Here is an 18598-nt window from a genome sequence, read left to right on the forward strand (position 1 = left end):
TGTGTTACCGCTCTCACGGTGGCAGGCGGGGCACTCCGAGCACAAGAGGTGGTCTATACCTTTTAGATACGTGAACCGATTGTCAGGTCAGGACCCGGAACCGTACGGGCGGGTGATGATCTCCAGCGCGTGGCCGTCCGGGTCGTCCCAGTAGACGCCGCGCCCGCCGTCGTTGCGGTTGATCTGCTGGGGCTGGGAGTGGTACGGGTCGGCCCAGTAGTCGAGGCCCTGCTCCTGGATCCGGCCGAAGATCTGGTCGAACTCCTCCTCGGTCACCAGGAACGCGTAGTGCTGGGTGGTGATCGGGCCCTGGCTGGTCAGGTAGTCGAGCGAGACGCCGTTCGCGACCTCCACGACGAGGAACGGGCCGAAGCGGACCGCCTCCGGCAGGCCGAGGAGGTCGGTGAGGAAGCGCGCCGAGCGGGCTTGGTCGGAGGCGTGGACGATGGTGTGGTTGAGCTGTACGGGCATGATTCCTGCTTACCCCCGTGTCAGTGAGTTGTCAGCGCGAATGGTGACGATCACCCGTATGAAGAGAGCGATCATCACCGTCGCGCTGGTGTTGCTGGGTTTCGTCTTCCCCGGTGTCGCCAACGCGGAGACGCCGCCCGGTTGCGGCAGCGCCGCGCAGATCGGCTCGACCGCGTACGTCAAGTGGCAGGGCAACAACATCGCGTCGGTGAAGCAGTTCGCCGGCTGCGGGAAGAACTACGCGTACGTCTACATCTGGGAGAGCTTCCGCGCGACCGGCCGGGACTGGAGCACCCAGACGTCGGTCGCCGTGTACAGCAGCGAGAGCGACCGCACACCGGACCACAAGGGGTGGAACAGCGACCAGTTCGCTCCGGTGGAGCTGTGGAGCAAGGGCACCGACACCCTGACCAAGTGCACGGCCGCTTATGGCCTCGTCAGCGTTCAGCAAGCCGACAACTACACCGCCTACTCCAGCAAGCGCTGCTAGTTCCGGATCGAGAACACCGGCCACTTGCCCGTGTGGTTGGTCTTGCGGGTCTCGTAGTCGATGGTGTTGGCGATCAGGTCACTCGGCCGGTTCTCCACGAAGTTCGCGTAGAACGTCGTGTCCGCTCCGGCCGAGTACGGCACCGCCAGGTCGTGCTTCGACGTCACCGGACCGCCCGGCGTCCACGACTTCACCAGGAGCCGCTTGCGGTCCGCGCTGGCGTAGGAGAAGTCGACGCCGTCGCCGGTCGCGACGAGGTCCTTGAACAACGACGTCGAGGTGTCCGCGGTCGTCGAAGTCCAAGTGCCACCGGCGAAGCGTGACAGCACGATCTTCGCGCTGGTCTTGGTGTGCACGCCGTAACCCAGTACCAGCGAGCCGTCGTTCAGTGGCACGGTCACCGGGTTCTCCTCCGGCAGGTCCTTGCCGGTGGGCAGGTCCAGCGGGTTCGTCGTGACGACACGGGTCTTGTCGAGGTCAGCCCCGTCGACGACGGTGGCGAGCGAGGTGCCGCCCACGGTGAACAGGTTGCCCGACACCGTGTCGAAGTAGGCGACGTAGATGTTCTTGCCGCCGCCGTTGTGGCCCTTCGGCCCGCCGTGCATCGACCAGGTCAGGTAGACGCGGCCGTTGCGTTGCGTCACGCCGAACGCGTAGACCTCGGCGTACCTGTCCGCGGTGCGGCCGGAGTCGATGATCATGCGGGGCGCGGACCAGGTTTTGCCGTTGTCCGTCGACTTGATCATCTTGAACGTGCGGTACGGGTGCGACAGGTCCGTGTTGTGGCTGTAGAACAGGTGGATCGTGTTCCCGATGACGACCGGCTCGGGGTAGGTGTTCTTGTCGGTGGAGATCGTGCGGGCGGTCCACGTGCCGGTGATCGAACGCGGCGCCGGCGCGGTGTAGAACTGCATGGAGCTCGTGTGGGTGGCGCGGAAGATCGCGAGCCTGCCGTCGCCGAGCTGCGTGAGCACCGGGTAGTCGTGGTAGGCGTTGTCGTGCGTCAGGTTCAGCGCGGCGACCCTGACCGCGGCGGACCACGTGTTCGCGGCGTGGTCGAACGCCTTGACGTAGATGTCGTGTTTCGTGCCCGAGTACGTCACGAACGTCTTGTTGGCCGTCGCGTCGTACACGCCGGCGCCGTTGGTGCGCAGGCATCCGTAGACCGACGTTGTCGTGACGGTGTCGAGAGTGGCTGCGGCGTGTGCCGGTTGACAAAATGCGACAGAAAGCAGCAACGCCACGGCTAATGCGTGCATCGCCGACCTCCGATGGGTGTCGGGGCGGCGACGTTCCGACAATACTGCCCCCTATGCGGACACTGGTTGTAGTCGGACTGTTACTGGGGTTAACAGTCCCTGCGCAAGCGGCTCGAGCGGACGAGGATCCTTCGTCACTGGTGAACCCCTTCGTGGGTACGCAGAACTTCGGCAACACCTTCCCCGGCGCCTCGGTGCCGTTCGGGATGGTGCAGGTCAGCCCTGATACGGGAGGACAGGGCGGGTACGACTACAAGGCCACCTCCATCTACGGCTTCTCGCAGACACACCTCTCGGGCGTGGGCTGCGGCGTCATGGGCGAACTGCCGGTGATGCCGACAGTCGGGTCCGTTGACAACGTTGACATCAACGCCTACAAGTCGGAGTTCAGCCATTCGGACGAGACCGCGCAACCCGGCTACTACCGGGTGGGGCTGTCCCGTTACGGGGTGAACGCCGAGGTCACGGCCACTCCGAGAACCGGTTGGCAGCGCTACACCTTCCCGTCGTCGGCCGCGGCCAACGTCCTGTTCAACACGGGACGGTCCAACCAGACGGTGCTCGACTCGGAGATCCACGTCGTCGGCGACCGGACCATCGAGGGCCGGGTGCGCAACGGCAGGTTCTGCGCGGGCAAGGACGAGCACACCGTCTACTTCACGGCGACGTTCGACCGGCCGTTCGCTTCCTTCGGCGCGTGGCGGGGGAGCGTTCCCACGGCGGGTGCCAGGGACGCGGCCGGAACCGGCGGGAACGGCGCGTGGGTCACGTTCGACGCGACCGCCGACCGTGATGTCGTGCTGAAGGTCGGCCTGTCCTACACCGGGATCGAGGGCGCGCGGAAGAACCTCGCGGCGGAGGCTCCCTCCCACGACTTCGACGCCGTGACGGCCGCGGCGAAGGACACCTGGCGCAAGCAGTTGGACGCCGTGAAGGTGTCCGGTGGGCCGCGGGACCGGCAGGTCGCCTTCTACACCGCGCTCTACCACTCGGTGCTGCACCCGAACCTCGCCGGTGACGTCGACGGCAAGTACATGGGCTTCGACGGGAAGGTGCGGACCGCTTCGGGCTACACGCCGTACCAGAACTTCTCGTTGTGGGACACGTACAGACCACAGAACCAGCTGTTGCAGATGCTCGAACCGAAGGTCGCCCGTGACGTCGCACTGTCCGTCGTGGCCAGTGGGCGTGACGGAGGATGGTTGCCGCGCTGGGCTTTGGCGTCGTCCGAGACCAACATCATGACCGGTGACCCGGTGACGCCGTTCCTGGTCGAGGCCTGGTCGAAGGGACTGCTGAAGGGCTTCGAGGAGGAGACGTACAAGCTGTTGCGCACCAACGCCTTGTCGCTCCCGCCCGCCGAGTCGCCGTACAACGGGCGTTCGGGCGTGCAGTACTACTCGGATCGCGGATACATCCCGTCCGGTCTGAAGCTCGGCACGGACTGCGCGCACAAGGGCGGCGACAACGACTGCGTGCACCCGGCTTCGGCCACGCTGGAGTACTCGGCGGCGGACGCCTCGCTCGCGTTGATGGCCAAGGGACTGGGCAAACGCGCCGACGCGCGGCTGTTCAGCGATCGCGGGCAGTGGTACCGCAACCTGTGGGACTCGTCGATCGGCCAGTTCCGGCCGCGCACGGTCGCCGGCACCTGGCTGACGCCGTACAACCCGGTGGACGCGTCGCACCAGTTCCACGAGGGCGGCGCCTACCAGTACCAGTGGCTCGTGCCGCAGGATCCGGCCGGCCTGGTGTCGCTGATGGGCGGGCGCAAGGAGACCGAGAAGCGCCTCGACTCGTTCTTCGCCTACGACAAGCTCCTGGTGGATCCCGCCGGCACTGCACGGCGGGACTGGATCACCGAACCGTATGACTACTACGGCAAACCGACCTACAACCCGAACAACGAGCCCGACCTGCTCGCGCCGTACATGTACCTGTGGACGGGCACGCCGTCGAAGGCCGCGACGGTCGTGCGGGCGGCCATGACGTTGTTCACGACCGGCCCCGACGGCATGACGGGCAACGACGACCTGGGCACGATGTCGGCCTGGTACGTCTTCTCGTCGCTGGGCATGTACCCGACGTTCAGCGGCGGCGACTTCCTCGCCCTGTCGTCACCGCAGTTCCCGTCCGCGACCGTCCGAATCGGACAGTACGGATCGCAGGGCGGCACGCTGACCGTGGCCGCGCCGAACGTCTCCGACTCGGTGCGGTACGTGCGCAGTGCCTCGTTGAACGGGCGTGACGTCCGCAAGACGTGGCTGGACTGGGATTCGGTGCGCCGTGGCGGCAAGCTCTCCTACGAGGTGTCCTCGAAGCCTTCTTCCTGGGGCACCGGTCGTTCGGACGAGCCGCCGTCGTTGAACGACGGCAACACCGACTCGCGCCGGGCGTTGTCCGCGTCGCTGCGCAACACCGAGATCGTCATGCCGACCTCGGATTCCGCGCAGTCGCTGACCTTGCAGCTCGACGTGCTGGCGCAGTCGCCGTCCGGCATGACCGTCCGGCCAGAGGTCACCGCACCGGCGGGCTGGAAGGTGAGCGGTGCCAAGCCGTTCGTCATCGTGTCGCGACATCTGCCGACGCAGAAGACCGTGCCGCTGACGGTGTCGGTACCCGCGGGGACGCCGGCGGGTTCCTACGAAGTCTCGGTGAAGGTCGAGTCCGTGACGGTGAAGGCCACGATCGAGGTGAAGCCGGCCGCGTTGTGCGCGTTCTCGACGTGTTCGGTGGACGTCGGTCCGGAGCGCAACCACGACGGCACCGCCACCGTGGCGGACTCCGCCGCGGGCAACTTCGACGGTGGTGGCTGGAGCTACGACGCCGCGCTGCTGCCGCCCGCCGGTCCCGTGACCTGGGGTGGCATCACCTACCAGGCACCGGATCCGTCCGGAACCGCGCCGAACTTCGTCGAGGCACGGGGTCAGGGCATGCTGCTGCCCACCGGCCAGTTCTCCTGGCTGCACGTCGTGGGGTCGTCGCACAACGGGCCGGTCTCGACCGCCTTCACCGTCTGGTACACCGACGGGACCTCGGCCGAGGTCGCCGCCACGGTGCCGGACTGGGCGGCGGGTGGCCCTGTCGTGCTGGAGATGCCGCACCGGATCAAGGCGGGTCAGGGCGTGGACGGGCCGCCAGTCCGGTTGTTCGGTCAGTCGCTGCGGCTGGACGCGGCCAAGACGGTCCGGTCGGTGACGCTGCCGAACGATCCGCGGGTGGAGCTGTACGCGCTCACACTCGCCTGAGGATGATCTCGGCGATCTCCTGTGCGCGCGGAATGTGCGGGCAGTGATCGCCGTCGATCTCGATCGCGGGGGTGCCGAGCCGCTCGAGGGCGGTTCGGCACATCCACTCCGGCCTGATGGTCCGGTCCTGCCGGGGCACGATCACGGTGCTGTCCGGCAGGTCGTCGTGCCGGTGCCGCTGGGTGAACGCGCCCTGCGGCTGGAAGAGCCGCAACGTGCTCAGCGCGAACTTCAGCTGTTCGAGGTCGCAGTCGTGGAACAGGAAGTAGGCGCTCACGGCCGGCTCGCTCAGCAGGTCGGCGCCCGACCACCCGAACCACTCCGGCGGGAACATCTCCTCGCCGTGGTCCTGCAGTTCCTCCATGACGCTCATGCCGCCGGTGAGGTCCGCGATCAGCGCGCCGACCCACACCAGGTGCCGCGCGCCGAGCCGCTTCGCCGTGGCGGGCAGCAGCAGGCCGCCGCCGGAGTGGCCGATCACGACCGGGTTCTCGGTGCCGGGGAACTGACGGGCGACCTCGTCCGCGTAGTCCTCGGCCAGCCAGTCCTCGCGGTCGGTGAGATCGGCCGCGAAGGTGCGGTGGCCGCGCTGCTCCAGCAGGGTTCGCAGCGGCTGCCAGCAGACCGGCGTCTGGGTGGTGCCGTGCAGCATGACGAAGTCCATGACACTGAATACTGGCAGGGTGGAGCTCCTCGGCAGCAGTCAGCGGTCCCACGTCTGGGCGGACGGCGACCGGATCATCAAGCAGGTCATCGGCGACCCCGTGGCGTTCGAGCGCGAGATCACCGCGCTGCGCCTGGCCGAGCACACGGGTGTCGTCCCGCGCATCCTCGACGTCGACCCGGACAACCGGACCGTGGTGCTGGAACGCCTGCGTTCCGAGCCGCCCGCCGAGGACTGGGTGGTCGACTACGCCCGCGGCCTGGCCAGGCTGCACGTCGCCACGGGACCTGAGCAGGCCGGGCTCCTGCCGCGTCAGCGGATCCCGGACCCTGAGCCTTTCCTGCGGTTCGTGCGGGCGCTGGACGTCGAGATCGGCGGCGCGGAGAGCGAGCTGGCGTTCGAGGACACCGGCAAGTTCGACCTGCTGCACGGCGACCCGTGTCCCGGCAACGACATGTACACCGAGGCGGGCGCGCGGTTCGTCGACCTCGAAGGTGCTGCGCTGGGCGACGGCGTGACCGAGCTCGTCTACCTCCGCATCGGGTTCCCGACCTGCGCGACCGTCACGGAGACGCCCCGGGAACTGCGCGAGGCCGCCGAGCGGGCCTACTTCGAGGAACGCGGCTTCAGCGGGGGCGTGGAGGACGCGTGCGTGCGGTGGCTCGTGGAGGGTGACGCGCTGGTGCAGCGGTTCGACCGGGACGGCACCGACCACCTCGCCAGGGTCGTCGACGAGGACTGGTTCTGGTACAGCACGACCGCGCGTGGCCGGCTGATGTTCCGGTCGCGGGTCGTGGCCGGGTTCACCGAGACGCATCCCGAGATGAGCGCGCTCGCCCGGCGGTTGCACGAGCGGATGAGCCGGATCTGGGAGCCGCAGCCGATCGGAACCGTCCGCACGCACGTCTCATGACCAGGCGGACAGCCTCAGCCCCGAGGTGAACGCATGGTCCCGGCCGGACACCGGATCCACAAAGGACAACGTGCGGGCCAGCAGCTGCAGTGGTGAGGAGAAGTCGTCCAGCGGACGCTCCCGCAGCACCGGGTAGAAGTCGTCGTTCACGATCGGCACGCCGAGACCGGACATGTGCAGGCGCAGCTGGTGAGTGCGGCCGGTCAGCGGCTTGAGGTGGTAGCGGCCCAGGCCGGCGCGATGCTCCACAAGGGACACGTGCGTCTCGGCGTTCGGTTCGCCGTCGACCTCGAACGCGGTGATGATGCCGCGCTCCTTCATGATCCGCGATCGCACGACCAGCGGCAGTTCCAGCGCGGGGTCGTAGCCGGCGATCGCCTCGTATTCCTTCTGCACCAACCGATCGCGGAACATCGTCTGGTACTTGCCGCGCAGGTCGCGGCGCACCACGAACAGCACGAGCCCGGCCGTGACGCGGTCCAGCCGGTGCGCGGGGGAGAGGTCGGGCAGGCCCAGCGAGTCGCGCAGCTTCACCAGCGCGGTCTGCATGATGTGCTGACCGCGCGGGATCGTGGCCAGGAAGTGCGGTTTGTCCGCCACCACGATGTTCTCGTCCTGGTAGACCACGCCCACCTCGAACGGCACGGGCACCTCGACGGGCAGGTCGCGGTGGAACCAGATGTAGCTGTCCGGGACGAACGGCGTGTCGATGCCCAACGGTCCGGCGACGCCCCAGATCCGTTCCTCGCGCAGCATCTCGTCGATGCGTTCGGAGGCGACCCGCGGCAGGCGTTCCACGAGGTGGTCGCGCAGCAGCGGCCACGAGCCTTCAGGCGGCAGCTTCAACCGCGCCGCGTCCAGGCCGTTGCGCTGGGGGAGAGGGGAGGAGGGTTTGCGTCTCATCGCACCGGTCAGTCTAAACGTTCGGGAAAACCGAACGATATCGCTCGAAAACATTCGCTGTACCGAAAGGACCTGCTCAACGAGGCTGTAGGCCATGGCGGTCTTCCTGGTCCTCGGTTCGGTCATCTCACTGCAGTTCGGCGCGGCCTTCGCCAGTCAGCTCTTCGGCCAGATCGGCGCGCCGGGAGCGACGGCGCTGCGGCTCGGCATCGCGGCGCTGATGCTGGCCGTCCTGGTGCGGCCGAAGTTCCGCCAGGAGGCGCTCGTGCTCGGGATGACCATGGCCGGCATGAACGGCACGTTCTACCTCGCGCTCGACCGGATCCCGCTCGGCGTGGCCGTCACGATCGAGTTCCTGGGGCCGCTGGGGCTCGCCGCGGCGCTGAGCAGGCGGGCCAGGGACTTCGTGTGGGTGGGGCTGGCGCTGGCCGGTGTCGTGATCTTGGGCGTGCGGGAGTACACCGGCGCGAAGCTCGACCTGATCGGCGTCGCGCTCGCGTTGCTCGCGGCCGTGTTCTGGGCCTGCTACGTGCTGGCGGGGCGGAAGCTCGCGACGGCAGGGCTCGGCACCGGCGGCCTCGCGGGGGCCAGCCTGATCGCGGCGGCGCTCACGTTGCCGTACGGGATCTCGACGGCCGGTGCCACGTTGTTCGAACCGAAGATCCTGCTGCTGGGCACGCTGGTGGCGCTGCTGGCGTCCGCGATCCCGTACACGCTGGAGATCCGGGCGCTCAAGACGTTGCAGGCCAGCACGTTCGGCGTCGCGCTCGCGCTCGAACCGGCGGCGGCCGCGCTGGCCGGTGCGGTCCTGCTGGGCCAGCACCTGAGCGTGGTCTCGCTGGGCGCCATCGCCCTGGTGATCACGGCAGGGGTTGGAGCGGCACTACGGAAACCGCCAGCGCCTCGCGAAACGCCTGAACAGCCGGATGCTGACCTCGTCCTGCCCGTGCCGCGGTGAACAGCAGCCGGGACTGGGGGACCGGCAGCTCGTGCAGGTCGACGGTGATCTCGCGGTCGTACCAGATCAGGTCCGGCAGCAGCGCGACCGCGAGACCCCGCTCCACGAACCGCAGCTTCACCAGCACGTCGACCGAGGCGAACCGCACGTCCGGCTCGTAACCCTGGTGGCGGCACCAGTTCGTGTTGAAGAGCCGCTGCGGCATGCCGACGGTTTCCATGATCCACGGGAACGTGCCGACCTCGGCGACCGGTAGTCCACGTGGGACGGCCAGCCGGATGGGGTCCCGGAACAACTCCCGGTACTCGAGGCCGGGGAACCGCGGCTCCGGCTGGTCCGGCCACTCCTCCAGGAAGACGAGGTCGAAGTCGCGGGCGTTCAGGCCGGAAAGCGCTTCCGCGGGATCCAGCACCTGGAACTCGATCCGAAGCGACGGATGCTCGTCTCTCATGCGCGCCAGCGTGGCCGGGATCAGCGCCAGTGCCGCGGTCTGGAAGGTCGCGACCCGCAGCGTCCCGGTGATCTCGTGCAGCGACGCGGCGACCTCCGACTCGGCCTGCTCCAGCCGGGCGAGCACCTCTTCGGTGTGCCGCACCAGGATTTCGGCCTGCGGGGTGAGCTTCACCCGCCGCCCGACGGGTTCGAGCAGCGGCACGCCGACCTCGGTCTCCAGCAACGACAGCTGCTGCGACACCGACGAGGGGCTGTAGTTCAGCGCCTGTGCGACGGCCGCGAGCGTGCCCCTTTGGGAAAGTTCTCGTAGCAATCGCAGACGATGGAGGTCGAACATCGGATCATTATCCGATAGAGTGCCGTCACCGCCCCCTGAGAAAACGTGCTGTTCTCAGCACGTCTTGAGGAGGTATCGGTATGTCCAAACGACTCCGCACCGTCGCGGGGATCGCTCTGGCGACCGGTCTGCTCGTGGCGGGTTCTCCCGCACTGGCGCAGGTGGAAACCGGGCCGTGGACCAGTGAATCGCCGTCGTTCAGCGTTCAGCAACGCGGCTGCGGCACGGTCAGCGGTCTCACGTTCCAGCTCACCTGTTCCACCGCGAGCGGTGATCAGCGTGCCGAGCGCCGGTACGCCACTTACACCGGCGGCACGCGTCAGTTCGAAGGGAGCTTCCGGATCACGAGTCTCGGAGGCACCCGCATCAGTCTCAAGCAGACGTTCCGGGACGGCTCGAACGCGGGCCCGTTCTGGATGCTCGCCGTGGAACGCGGCGGCCGGCTGTACGCAGTGCACGGTGGCGCCACCATCGCCACCGGGGCAACGGTAGGCACGACCGTGCGCGTCAACACCGTGCACAGCGTGGGCAATGAACACCGCACGTACATCAACGGTTCGTCGAAGCACAAGTACGCGAGCTCGGGTACGAGCTTCTACGACAAGTTCGGCGCGTACCGGACCGCGAGCGGCCAGGGACCTGCCACGGTTGTCTGGAGCAACATCCGGTTCTGGCGCAAGTGATCGCTCGCTGGTGATCAAACGCCTTTCCTTGGCGGGACTGCTGTTCTTGGCTGCCTGTGGCCAAGAACAGCAGGACCCGGCGCTGACGTCCGAGCTGACCTCACCTACCGACGTGACGCTGCACTGGCGTCCGGAGGTGGGGTCGGCCGGGCAGGTCGTCGAGTACGCGAACGCCGCCGACGGCGAGTACACGGTCCTGGAGTTCGCTCCACCGGCCAGGAACTCCTACCAGCATCCGGACCTGATCCCGGAAACCCAGTTCTACTACCGGGTCCGGCCGTTCACGGGGCCGGCTTCCGCCACTGTGGACGTCACGCTGCCTCCGGGCGACGAGGTGCCGGAGATCGAGGGGCCGGACTGGACCGCGCCGCGCAGGGACGGCAAGGGCACGCAGCCGGTGTCGTCACCCGAGGCGGCGGCGCGGAACCTGAAGGCGGAGGTCAAGCACGCCAACGGGGTCCTGTTCACGTGGGAGGACCACGCCTCCGACGAGGAGGGGTACCTGATCGAGGTCAAGCCGGCCGGCGCGGCGGACTACCGCGTCGCCGTGCAGCTCGATCCGGACACCACGTCGTACGGGGTGATCACACTCCCAGACGAGAAAACCGCGACCTATCGGGTGCGGCCGTTCCGGTTCGGAGCGCCCTCGAACCTGACACATCAGAAGACGGGGAAGGCTTGAGGGCGTGTCTGGCACTCCACGCGCTCGCGGCGACGAGCAACGCCGCGAGCGCGTAGGGCCAGTTGGTTCTCTCGGTCAGGGCGAGTCCGACGTTGATAGCGGCCATCAGCCCGAACACGCTGGTCAGGAGCCACCAGGTGAGTTGATCTTCGTTTGCGTCGGCGGTCATGCGGGTGGGCTACCCGTTCTCGACCTCCTTCACACCTTCTTCCTCTTCTTTTTTCTCGCCGCGGCGGCGCATGAACCCGAAGCCGGGGATGCCGAGGATCGCCTGGCGCATGTCGCTGGTGACCTCGAGCAGCTGGTGCACCTCGGGGCCGACCTTGTCGAGGGTGGCCAGGATCGGCAGGATGTCGCTGGTCAGGTGCTCTGTCAGCACCGGCAGTTCGTCGACCAGCCTGATCGCGGCCTCGACCTCGTGCGGCGAGAGTTCGTCCACGAACCGCTGCGCGAGCGGCTGGGCCTTCTTGGCGAGTGGCTCGTAGATGGCGATCAGTTCGTTCGCGGTGTGCGCGGTGTGGCCCGCTGTCGTGACGACCAGCCCGGCCCGTTCGGCGACGTCACTGGCGCTCGCCGTGATCGCGCGGACCTCGTCGACGGCCTTCTCGGCGTCCGCCACGACGTTCGCCGTGCGGTCGACCAGCACGCCGGCCTTCGCCACGATGCCGTCGACGGCGTCGATGGTGCCGTTGACCTTGCGGACCAGCTGTTCGACCTCGCCGATCAGGTCCAGCACGCGGCCGGGGACCGCGGCGACAGCGGTCGTCGTGTCGATGGCCGTGTTGAGCGCCTGCTTGGCCAGTCCCATCCCGGGGATCTCCATACACCCACTCTGCCCTATGTGTTGATCAGTTCGGCGTAGCGCCATTCGGTTTTCAAAACTGTCGGACCCCGTCATTACTTTCACTGATGTCGGCCAGTCGGCTGACCGGGCGAACCGGGAACCGTGCACCGTCCGAAGTTGTCAGAGCCGGGGGTTAGCATCCCCGGCGGGCGAGGGAGGGCGCGTCATGGCTTGGTGGCACCGGATCAAACGCATTATCTCCGGTGGAGGGCGGGAATCGGCGAGTTTCGTCGCGGCACTGCTGGGTGTTCTGGTGCTCGCGGGCGCCGCGCTGGGGCAGGGCATCTCGCGCACGTCGGTGGCGGTGTCGGACGGGCTCACCTGGCTGGGGGACGACCAGCGCGGTGAGGTCGTGCAGATCAACCCGGTGTCCGGCAAGCCGCAGACGCGTCTGCAGATCAGCGGACCCGACTCGCAGCTGGAGATCGCGCAGGAGGACGGCCGGCTGATCGTGCTGAACCGGCGCACCGGCGAGATCACGGTCATCGACCTGGCGACCCTCCTGGCTTCCGGCCGCCGGCAGGCGCCGCCCGGTGCGTCGAGCAAGGTGCTGGTGTCGAACGGGATGGTGTTCGTCGTCGACCGGGCGGCCGGCACCGTGCACACCGCGGACCCGTTGACGCTGGCCGACGTCGGGCAGACGTGGGAGGCCGGTCAGCCGCTCGCCGACGCCGTCGTGGACGAGCGCGGTGTGCTGTGGGTGGTCGATCACGGCGGCACGTTGCGGTCGCTGGACTGGTCCGACGACGAGGAGCGGTTCCAGGAGCGGTCGGAGCGCCAGGTCTCCGGTGCCGGGCCGCGCACTGTTCTCGTGCCGCACGACCAGGGCGTCACGCTGATCGGGCTCGACGGCGGTGTCGTGGTGCGCGACGGCACGGGTGAGGACGTGTCGTCGTCGACCGACCGCTCGGACGCCGAGGTGATCGCCGCGCAGTCGTCGCCGCTGGACCTGGTGCCCGCGTCGCTGCCGTCGTCCTCGACCGTCGTGCTGGTGGTCGGGCGCGAGGTCCTGCGCGTCGACGTCGGTGCGCTGGGGTGTCCCAAGCCGGGGCGTCCCGCTGTCTTCCGCGACAAGGTCTACGTGCCGTGCAAGGGATCCGGCAAGGTCATCATCCTGGACCGCGGTGGTAGCCGCGGTGGCGACGACGTGCGCACGTCCGGCGGGTCCGACCCCGAGCTCGTGTTCGACGACGGCCGGTTGTTCGTGAACGTGCCGGGCTCGTCGACGGGCGTGCTGGTCGACGCCGACGGCGGGACGCGGTCGCTGACGATCCGCAGCCCCGAGCTGCCGGTGAAGGACCCGGACCGCTCGCCGCCGCCGTCCGTGCCGCCGCCCCCGCCACCGAACCCGAACGAGCCGGTGAAGCCGCCGCGCAACCCCGGCAACACCCCGCCGGCCCCGGATGTGCCCGCGCCTCCGTCGTCGTCCACGCTGCCTTCTTCTTCTGGCGGAACGGCTCCGGCCGCGCCCGCGGGGGTGACGGTGCGGGAGAAGTCGCGCACCGCCTCGGCGGTCGTCGTGACGGTGAGCTGGAGCCCGGCCGCGTCCACGGACCCGGTCGTGGGCTACACGGTGACGGGTTCCGGCTCGTTCAGCGGTGGTTCGGTGTCGGCCCAGTCGGCCGGTACGTCCACCGACTTGTCGGTGCCGTGCACGGGTTCCACGTTCTGCACGAGCGGCAGGCTGGACGTGACGGTGCGCGCCTCGACGGCGACGCAGGCCGGTGCGTCGGGCATGGCGGCGTTCACGGTGACGGCGCCGAACACGCCGCCCCCGAACACCCCGCCGCCCAACACGCCCCCGCCGAACACCCCGCCTCCGAACACGCCTCCGCCCAACACTCCGCCGCCCAACACCCCACCGCCGACCACGACCACGCCGCCACCTCCGCCGTCGTTGCCGACCGCGGGTGCCGCGGTGATCACCGGGATCACCGGTGGGCGGATGGTCCCGAGGCGCACCGTGAACATGGCGCCGCCGGCGGACTGGGCGAGTCACAACGGCCGTTGTGAGGTCGTGAACAAGACGCAGGGCTACTCGGTCGGCATCGCCTGCTCCGCCACCAGTGCCGTGATCGACCTGGAAGAGGGCGCCAACTCGATCGTGGTGCGCGCCTACGCGGCGTCCGGTGCCGGCCAGGTCGATTCGGCTGCGAGGAACGCGAACTACATCGCGGACGAGTGCGCCGGGAAGCCGACCTGCGTCCCGCGGATGGCGCCCGCCGGAGCGGACACCGCGCCGATGGGTGCGGGTGGGCTGGGCCTGTTGGCGTGCGCGTTCCTGTTGCGCATCGGTGTTCGCAGAGATGAGGAAAAGTGATCGACACCGGTGAGGTTTCCGCCTTCCGCGACCTGCACACCCGGCTCGGTGACTCGGTCGAGAGCGCGGTGCGCGGCAAGCGCGACGTGATCGACCTGGTGCTGGTGGCCATGTTCGCGGGCGGCCACGTGCTGCTCGAAGACGTGCCGGGCACGGGAAAGACGACGCTGGCACGGGCCGTGGCCGGTGCGCTGGGCGGCCTGTCGCGGCGCGTGCAGTTCACCCCGGACCTGCTGCCGTCCGACGTCACCGGCACCTCGGTCTACGACCCGCAGACGGGCCAGATCCGGTTCCGCCCCGGCCCGGTGTTCGCGAACATCGTGCTGGCGGACGAGATCAACCGCGCGGCGGCCAAGACGCAGTCCGCGCTGCTGGAGGTCATGGAGGAGCGCACCGTCACGATCGACGGCGTCGGGCACGCGGTGCCGGACCCGTTCCTCGTGGTGGCGACGCAGAACCCGATCGACCTCGACGGCACCTACCGCCTGCCCGAGGCGCAGCTGGACCGCTTCATGCTGCGCACCTCCATCGGCTACCCGTCGGTGGAGGACGAACTGGACGTGCTGCGTCCCGGCAGCGGCGCCGGCCGGATCGCCGACGTGCGCACGGTGTCGTCCCCGCGCGAGGTGAGCGCGTTCAGCGGACGTCTGCAGCTGCTGCACGTGGCCGACCCGATCCTGCACTACATCTCCGGCCTGGGCGTCGGCACCCGCACCGACGAGCGCCTGCGCCTGGGCACCTCGACGCGTGGTCTGCGCACCCTGGTCCGATGCGCGCAGGTGTACGCGGCGTCGAAGGGCCGGCATTTCGTCGTGCCACAAGACGTCCAGGACATCGCGGACCCGGTGCTGGCCCACCGCCTGGTGCTGACGCGGGAGAGCGTGCTGGCGGGCGTGACGACGTCCGAGGTGCTGGCCGACGTGCTCGCGCGCGTGCCGGTCCCCAAGCCCGCGACGCAATGAGACTCACCGTCCGCGGCACCGGAACGGTGGTGCTCGGCCTGCTGATGCTCGGCGTCGGCCTGTGGTGGCGCTACCCGGGCATGACCGCGTTCGGCCTGGCACTGGTCGCCCTGGTGATCGCGTCCATGGTGTCAGTGCTGGTCGCGTCACCGCTCTCGGTGACACGAACCGTCCGTCCCCGCACCGTGCCACGCCTGGCCCGCTGCAACGGCCGCCTGGAACTCTCCGCCACCGGCCGCTGGCCAGTGGCGCTGGACGCCGTGGACATGGTCGCGGGCGCCCCCTCCGCCGTCGACGTGCCACTGCTCAAGCCCGGAGTGGTGGAGTCCGTCGACTACGCCATCCCGACCGAACGCCGCGGCGTGTTCGACGTGGGCCCGCTGACGTTGCGCCGCAAGGGCTTGGCCGGCCTCGCCCAGGCCCGCACCGTCCTGGGTGAGGTGGTCCAGGTCCGGGTGGTCCCCCGCGTCCTACCGGTACGCGGCCTGCCGTCCGGCGCCCGCCGGGGCCAGGTGGGCGCCGACGAACGCGTGGAACGCGGCGGCACCGACCTGGTCGGCCTGCGCGAGTACGTGCCGGGCGACGACCTGCGCCGCCTGCACTGGGCCACCTCCGCGCGCACCGGCACCCTGATGATCCGCGAGGACGCCGACCCGGCCCGCCCACACCTGGCCGTGCTGCTGGACGACAACGCCGCTTCCTACGCGGAACCCCAACGCTTCGAAGAGGCCGTGGAGGTCGCGGCCTCACTGGTCACCTCGGCCCTGGAACAAGGACACCCGGTGCGCCTGCTGACGTCGTCCGGCGGCACCTCCCTGGAGGAAACGCAGGACTCGGCCCCGATCCTGGCCGCCCTGGCCGACCTGGAACTGCGGGACACCGACGGCCGCCCGACCGTGCCGGTGCGCGACCTCGACGTCGTGGCCGTGATCAGCGGAACGACCGTGCCCGCCCTGGTCCTGGAGGCGGGGCGGGCCGCGTTCGGCACCGTGCTCGTGGTGGGGGAGAAGCGCCCGGTGGGGGCTGCCGGGTCGGTACTGGTGATCAGCGGAGCGAAGGCGGAGGACCTGGTCGACTCGTGGAACGCGGTGGTGGCCCGATGAAGTGCGAACGGGTGACTGCGGACCTGTGGAGTCGGCTGGGCGCGCGGGCGGGTTGTGGTTGCAGGGTCGGCGTCAGTGGTTGGCGGTGTCGCGGACGCGGTCGGTCCGTGGAACCCGGCGTGGCACAGGCGGGTGACTCCGGTGGTCGGCGAGTCGGTTCGACTGGCGCGGGCGACGGATGCGGTGGTGGCCCGGTGAAGTGCGAATGGGTTGTCATGGCAGAGCTGGCGCCGGTGGGCGTTGGTGCTCGGAGCGTGGTGGCTGCTGATCTTGCGTCGGCGGTTGGCGGCGAGTGGAGTTGGGTGGTGGCCCGATGAAGTTCGCGTGGGTTGCCGCGGTCCTCCTCGTCGGCTCGCTCCAGCTCGCCCAGGCCTGGGACGGCGCGTACGTCTACTTCGGACTGGCGGCGTTCGCGGGATTCCTCGCGTTGGTGCTGAAGCGGCTGGTGCCGGCCGGGCTGGCGGCGCTGGCGGTCATGGTGCTGGCGATGGTGGGCGGGTTCTTCGCGGCGCGGGGTGCTTCGCCTGACCGGGATCCGACGTGGGTGTTGCTGGACACCGTGCCCCGCCTCCTGACCGCGGCGCGGCCGGCTCCGGCCACGCCCGAGTTGTTGGTGCCGGGGCTGTTGCTGATCATCGGGGTCTCCACGGTGACGGTGTTGTCGGTCACCAGGCAAAAGACGGCGTTGTTCGTGCCCGCCCTCGGCTCTGCGGCGCTGTACGTGTCGGCGGCGTTGCTCACCACTGGGCGCGCGGACCGGTACGGGTTGGTCGCGCTGGTGCTGGTGGTGTTGCTGGCGCTGGGGTGGCTGATCATCGATCGGCGCGGGCCGGTGGTGCCGCCCGCGGTCGTCGCGACCGGGTTGGCCGCGTTGACGTTGCTGGCGTTCGTGTTGCCCGCCAACGGGTTCGAGCCGCGCAAGCTGGTCACGCCGCCGGTGACGAACGTGGCCATCGCCAATCCGTTGCCGCAGTTGGCTGCCTGGGCGGCGCAGGGGGACGCCGAGTTGTTCCGCATGCGCGGGCCTGAGGTGCCGGTGCGGCTGGTGACGTTGAGCCGGTACTCGGGGGCTTCGTGGGAGGCGGCCGCCACGTACGGGCCGCTGGGTGTGGTGGACGCGCCGGACCTGCCCGCGGGCGGGAAGGTTCAGGACGCCAGCGTTGATCTGCGGATCACCGGGTTGCAGGGCGAGTGGTTGCCCGGCGTGGGGAAGCCGCAGGCGGTGTCGTTGAGCAACGCCATGGTGGATCCGGACACCGGGTCGCTGGTGGTGGCCGAGGGGCTGACGACTGGGCTCAGCTACACGGTGCGAGGCACCGTGGAGACGCCGTCCGACACGGATCTGGCTGAGGCGAAGGTGCCCGACGTCACCAGGTACACGGCGTTGCCGCGGCTGCCGTTCACGCTGGCGGAGTACGCGCGGCAGGCTACGGCGAACGCGCGCACCCCGTATGAGAAGGCTGTTGCGCTGGAACAGGTTGTGCGGCTCAACCGCAGGCCGGACGCCGAGGCGCCGGTCGGGTCGTCTTATGCGCGGCTCGAGACGTTCCTGTTCGGACAGACCGGGGAGGCCGGTGCGGGGGCGGGGACGGCCGAGCAGTTCGCGTCGGCTTACGCGGTGCTGGCGCGGGCCGTCGGGTTGCCGACGCGGGTCGTGGTCGGCTTCCAGCCGGTGCCGGAGCAGGACGGCGAACGGATCGTGCGGGCCGCGGACGCCACCGCGTGGCCCGAGGTGTACTTCAGCGGGTGGGGCTGGGTGGCGTTCGATCCGGTGTCGGGCAACGGAAGCGGGCCCAGTGCCGCGTCGAAGCGCGAGGTGCTGAACCGGCTCGCGTCCACCACGGCCAAGCCGACGCCCACGTCGTTGGCCTCGGTGCCGCCGTTGGTGCAGCCGACCGCGGTGCCGGCCGAGAACACCGCAGCGCCTCAGGCACCGAAGGGTTTTCCGTTCTGGGTGTTCGCGCCGGTGCTGCTGCTCATCGCGCTGTTCGCGGCACGGACGTCGCGCCGGCTGCGGCTCAGGGCGGCGGGGCCGGTGGGAGCGTGGAACGAGGTGCTGGATTCGTTGCAGCTGGCCGGGTTCCGGCCGAAACCGAGCCGCACGGTGCCGGACGTGGCGCGAGAGTGGGGCGAAGCCGGGACCCAGCTCGCCACCATGGTCGACCAGGCCGCCTTCGCGCCGGAACCGGCCAGGGCCGAACACAGCTGGCTGCTCGCGCGGCAGGTCAGGAAAGCGGTGCGGCGCAAGGCTTCCTGGTGGCGCAAGGCGGTGTGGGCGATCGACCCGCGGCCGCTGTTCCGCCGCTGA

Annotated in this window: 16 protein-coding genes; 10 read left to right on the plus strand and 6 right to left on the minus strand. The window is 69.3% G+C overall.

From position 1 onward, the window contains the following. Positions 1-87 precede the first annotated feature (87 nt). Positions 88-471, minus strand: coding sequence for a VOC family protein (locus tag ACWGE0_RS30335; RefSeq protein ID WP_452264315.1), 384 nt, complete (start codon positions 469-471; stop codon positions 88-90). A 58-nt stretch (positions 472-529) separates the two neighbouring features. Between ACWGE0_RS30335 and ACWGE0_RS30340 the strand changes: the two genes are divergently transcribed. Next, complete coding sequence (locus ACWGE0_RS30340; protein WP_452264316.1) at positions 530-961, plus strand: hypothetical protein; 432 nt, start codon at positions 530-532, stop codon at positions 959-961. Here ACWGE0_RS30340 and ACWGE0_RS30345 read toward each other — a convergent pair. Then, positions 958-2220 carry a BNR-4 repeat-containing protein gene (locus ACWGE0_RS30345; protein WP_452264317.1) on the minus strand — a complete coding sequence of 421 codons (1263 nt, stop codon included), beginning with the start codon at positions 2218-2220 and terminating at the stop codon, positions 958-960. The genes ACWGE0_RS30340 and ACWGE0_RS30345 overlap by 4 nt on opposite strands. Positions 2221-2273: 53 nt before the next feature. Here ACWGE0_RS30345 and ACWGE0_RS30350 point away from each other — a divergent pair, with 53 nt between their 5' ends. Then, complete coding sequence (locus ACWGE0_RS30350) at positions 2274-5468, plus strand: GH92 family glycosyl hydrolase (RefSeq protein WP_452264318.1); 3195 nt, start codon at positions 2274-2276, stop codon at positions 5466-5468. Here the strand turns inward: ACWGE0_RS30350 and ACWGE0_RS30355 are convergent. Continuing rightward, entirely contained in the window at positions 5455-6132 is a 678-nt protein-coding gene (locus ACWGE0_RS30355) for an alpha/beta hydrolase (protein WP_452264319.1), read from the minus strand. The two genes, ACWGE0_RS30350 and ACWGE0_RS30355, sit on opposite strands and share 14 nt — an antisense overlap. Between ACWGE0_RS30355 and ACWGE0_RS30360 the strand changes: the two genes are divergently transcribed. Then, complete coding sequence (locus tag ACWGE0_RS30360; protein WP_452264320.1) at positions 6131-7045, plus strand: phosphotransferase; 915 nt, start codon at positions 6131-6133, stop codon at positions 7043-7045. The two genes, ACWGE0_RS30355 and ACWGE0_RS30360, sit on opposite strands and share 2 nt — an antisense overlap. Here ACWGE0_RS30360 and ACWGE0_RS30365 read toward each other — a convergent pair. Further along, complete coding sequence (locus ACWGE0_RS30365; protein ID WP_452264321.1) at positions 7040-7948, minus strand: RluA family pseudouridine synthase; 909 nt, start codon at positions 7946-7948, stop codon at positions 7040-7042. The two genes, ACWGE0_RS30360 and ACWGE0_RS30365, sit on opposite strands and share 6 nt — an antisense overlap. A gap of 94 nt (positions 7949-8042) precedes the next feature. Between ACWGE0_RS30365 and ACWGE0_RS30370 the strand changes: the two genes are divergently transcribed. Beyond that, entirely contained in the window at positions 8043-8906 is an 864-nt protein-coding gene (locus ACWGE0_RS30370; RefSeq protein ID WP_452264322.1) for an EamA family transporter, read from the plus strand. Here ACWGE0_RS30370 and ACWGE0_RS30375 read toward each other — a convergent pair. Next, a complete protein-coding gene (locus ACWGE0_RS30375; RefSeq protein WP_452264323.1) occupies positions 8809-9696 on the minus strand; it encodes a LysR family transcriptional regulator in 888 nt (295 codons plus the stop codon). The genes ACWGE0_RS30370 and ACWGE0_RS30375 overlap by 98 nt on opposite strands. 80 nt (positions 9697-9776) lie before the next feature. Here ACWGE0_RS30375 and ACWGE0_RS30380 point away from each other — a divergent pair, with 80 nt between their 5' ends. Further along, entirely contained in the window at positions 9777-10379 is a 603-nt protein-coding gene (locus ACWGE0_RS30380; protein WP_452264324.1) for a hypothetical protein, read from the plus strand. Between the two features lie 10 nt (positions 10380-10389). Beyond that, the gene (locus ACWGE0_RS30385; RefSeq protein WP_452264325.1) at positions 10390-11061 is read left to right on the plus strand and encodes a fibronectin type III domain-containing protein; all 672 of its coding nucleotides are present in this window, start codon (positions 10390-10392) and stop codon (positions 11059-11061) included. A 178-nt stretch (positions 11062-11239) separates the two neighbouring features. On the opposite strand, the gene ACWGE0_RS30390 is transcribed toward ACWGE0_RS30385, so the two are convergent. Further along, positions 11240-11884 (minus strand): hypothetical protein, encoded by a 645-nt coding sequence (locus ACWGE0_RS30390; protein WP_452264326.1) that lies wholly within the window; start codon positions 11882-11884, stop codon positions 11240-11242. A gap of 187 nt (positions 11885-12071) precedes the next feature. Here ACWGE0_RS30390 and ACWGE0_RS30395 point away from each other — a divergent pair, with 187 nt between their 5' ends. The 4 genes from ACWGE0_RS30395 (at position 12072) to ACWGE0_RS30410 (ending at position 18598) form a co-directional block, all read left to right on the plus strand. Further along, the gene (locus tag ACWGE0_RS30395) at positions 12072-14225 is read left to right on the plus strand and encodes a hypothetical protein (protein WP_452264327.1); all 2154 of its coding nucleotides are present in this window, start codon (positions 12072-12074) and stop codon (positions 14223-14225) included. Then, entirely contained in the window at positions 14222-15187 is a 966-nt protein-coding gene (locus ACWGE0_RS30400) for an AAA family ATPase (protein ID WP_452264328.1), read from the plus strand. The genes ACWGE0_RS30395 and ACWGE0_RS30400 overlap by 4 nt, the downstream gene beginning before the upstream one ends. After that, positions 15184-16290, plus strand: coding sequence for a DUF58 domain-containing protein (locus ACWGE0_RS30405; protein WP_452264329.1), 1107 nt, complete (start codon positions 15184-15186; stop codon positions 16288-16290). Before ACWGE0_RS30400 ends, ACWGE0_RS30405 begins: the two co-directional genes overlap by 4 nt. A gap of 313 nt (positions 16291-16603) precedes the next feature. Then, positions 16604-18598 (plus strand): DUF3488 and transglutaminase-like domain-containing protein, encoded by a 1995-nt coding sequence (locus tag ACWGE0_RS30410; protein ID WP_452264330.1) that lies wholly within the window; start codon positions 16604-16606, stop codon positions 18596-18598.

This window comes from Lentzea sp. NPDC054927, assembly GCF_053610285.1.

What these genes read in the sequence shown, in the direction of transcription:
- ACWGE0_RS30335 (WP_452264315.1), bottom strand. Translation starts at nt 471, where the DNA reads ATGCCCGTACAGCTCAACCACACCATCGTCCACGCCTCCGACCAAGCC.
- ACWGE0_RS30340 (WP_452264316.1), top strand. Translation starts at nt 530, where the DNA reads ATGAAGAGAGCGATCATCACCGTCGCGCTGGTGTTGCTGGGTTTCGTC.
- ACWGE0_RS30345 (WP_452264317.1), bottom strand. Translation starts at nt 2,220, where the DNA reads ATGCACGCATTAGCCGTGGCGTTGCTGCTTTCTGTCGCATTTTGTCAA.
- ACWGE0_RS30350 (WP_452264318.1), top strand. Translation starts at nt 2,274, where the DNA reads ATGCGGACACTGGTTGTAGTCGGACTGTTACTGGGGTTAACAGTCCCT.
- ACWGE0_RS30360 (WP_452264320.1), top strand. Translation starts at nt 6,131, where the DNA reads ATGACACTGAATACTGGCAGGGTGGAGCTCCTCGGCAGCAGTCAGCGG.
- ACWGE0_RS30355 (WP_452264319.1), bottom strand. Translation starts at nt 6,132, where the DNA reads ATGGACTTCGTCATGCTGCACGGCACCACCCAGACGCCGGTCTGCTGG.
- ACWGE0_RS30365 (WP_452264321.1), bottom strand. Translation starts at nt 7,948, where the DNA reads ATGAGACGCAAACCCTCCTCCCCTCTCCCCCAGCGCAACGGCCTGGAC.
- ACWGE0_RS30370 (WP_452264322.1), top strand. Translation starts at nt 8,043, where the DNA reads ATGGCGGTCTTCCTGGTCCTCGGTTCGGTCATCTCACTGCAGTTCGGC.
- ACWGE0_RS30375 (WP_452264323.1), bottom strand. Translation starts at nt 9,696, where the DNA reads ATGTTCGACCTCCATCGTCTGCGATTGCTACGAGAACTTTCCCAAAGG.
- ACWGE0_RS30380 (WP_452264324.1), top strand. Translation starts at nt 9,777, where the DNA reads ATGTCCAAACGACTCCGCACCGTCGCGGGGATCGCTCTGGCGACCGGT.
- ACWGE0_RS30390 (WP_452264326.1), bottom strand. Translation starts at nt 11,884, where the DNA reads ATGGAGATCCCCGGGATGGGACTGGCCAAGCAGGCGCTCAACACGGCC.
- ACWGE0_RS30395 (WP_452264327.1), top strand. Translation starts at nt 12,072, where the DNA reads ATGGCTTGGTGGCACCGGATCAAACGCATTATCTCCGGTGGAGGGCGG.
- ACWGE0_RS30405 (WP_452264329.1), top strand. Translation starts at nt 15,184, where the DNA reads ATGAGACTCACCGTCCGCGGCACCGGAACGGTGGTGCTCGGCCTGCTG.
- ACWGE0_RS30410 (WP_452264330.1), top strand. Translation starts at nt 16,604, where the DNA reads ATGAAGTTCGCGTGGGTTGCCGCGGTCCTCCTCGTCGGCTCGCTCCAG.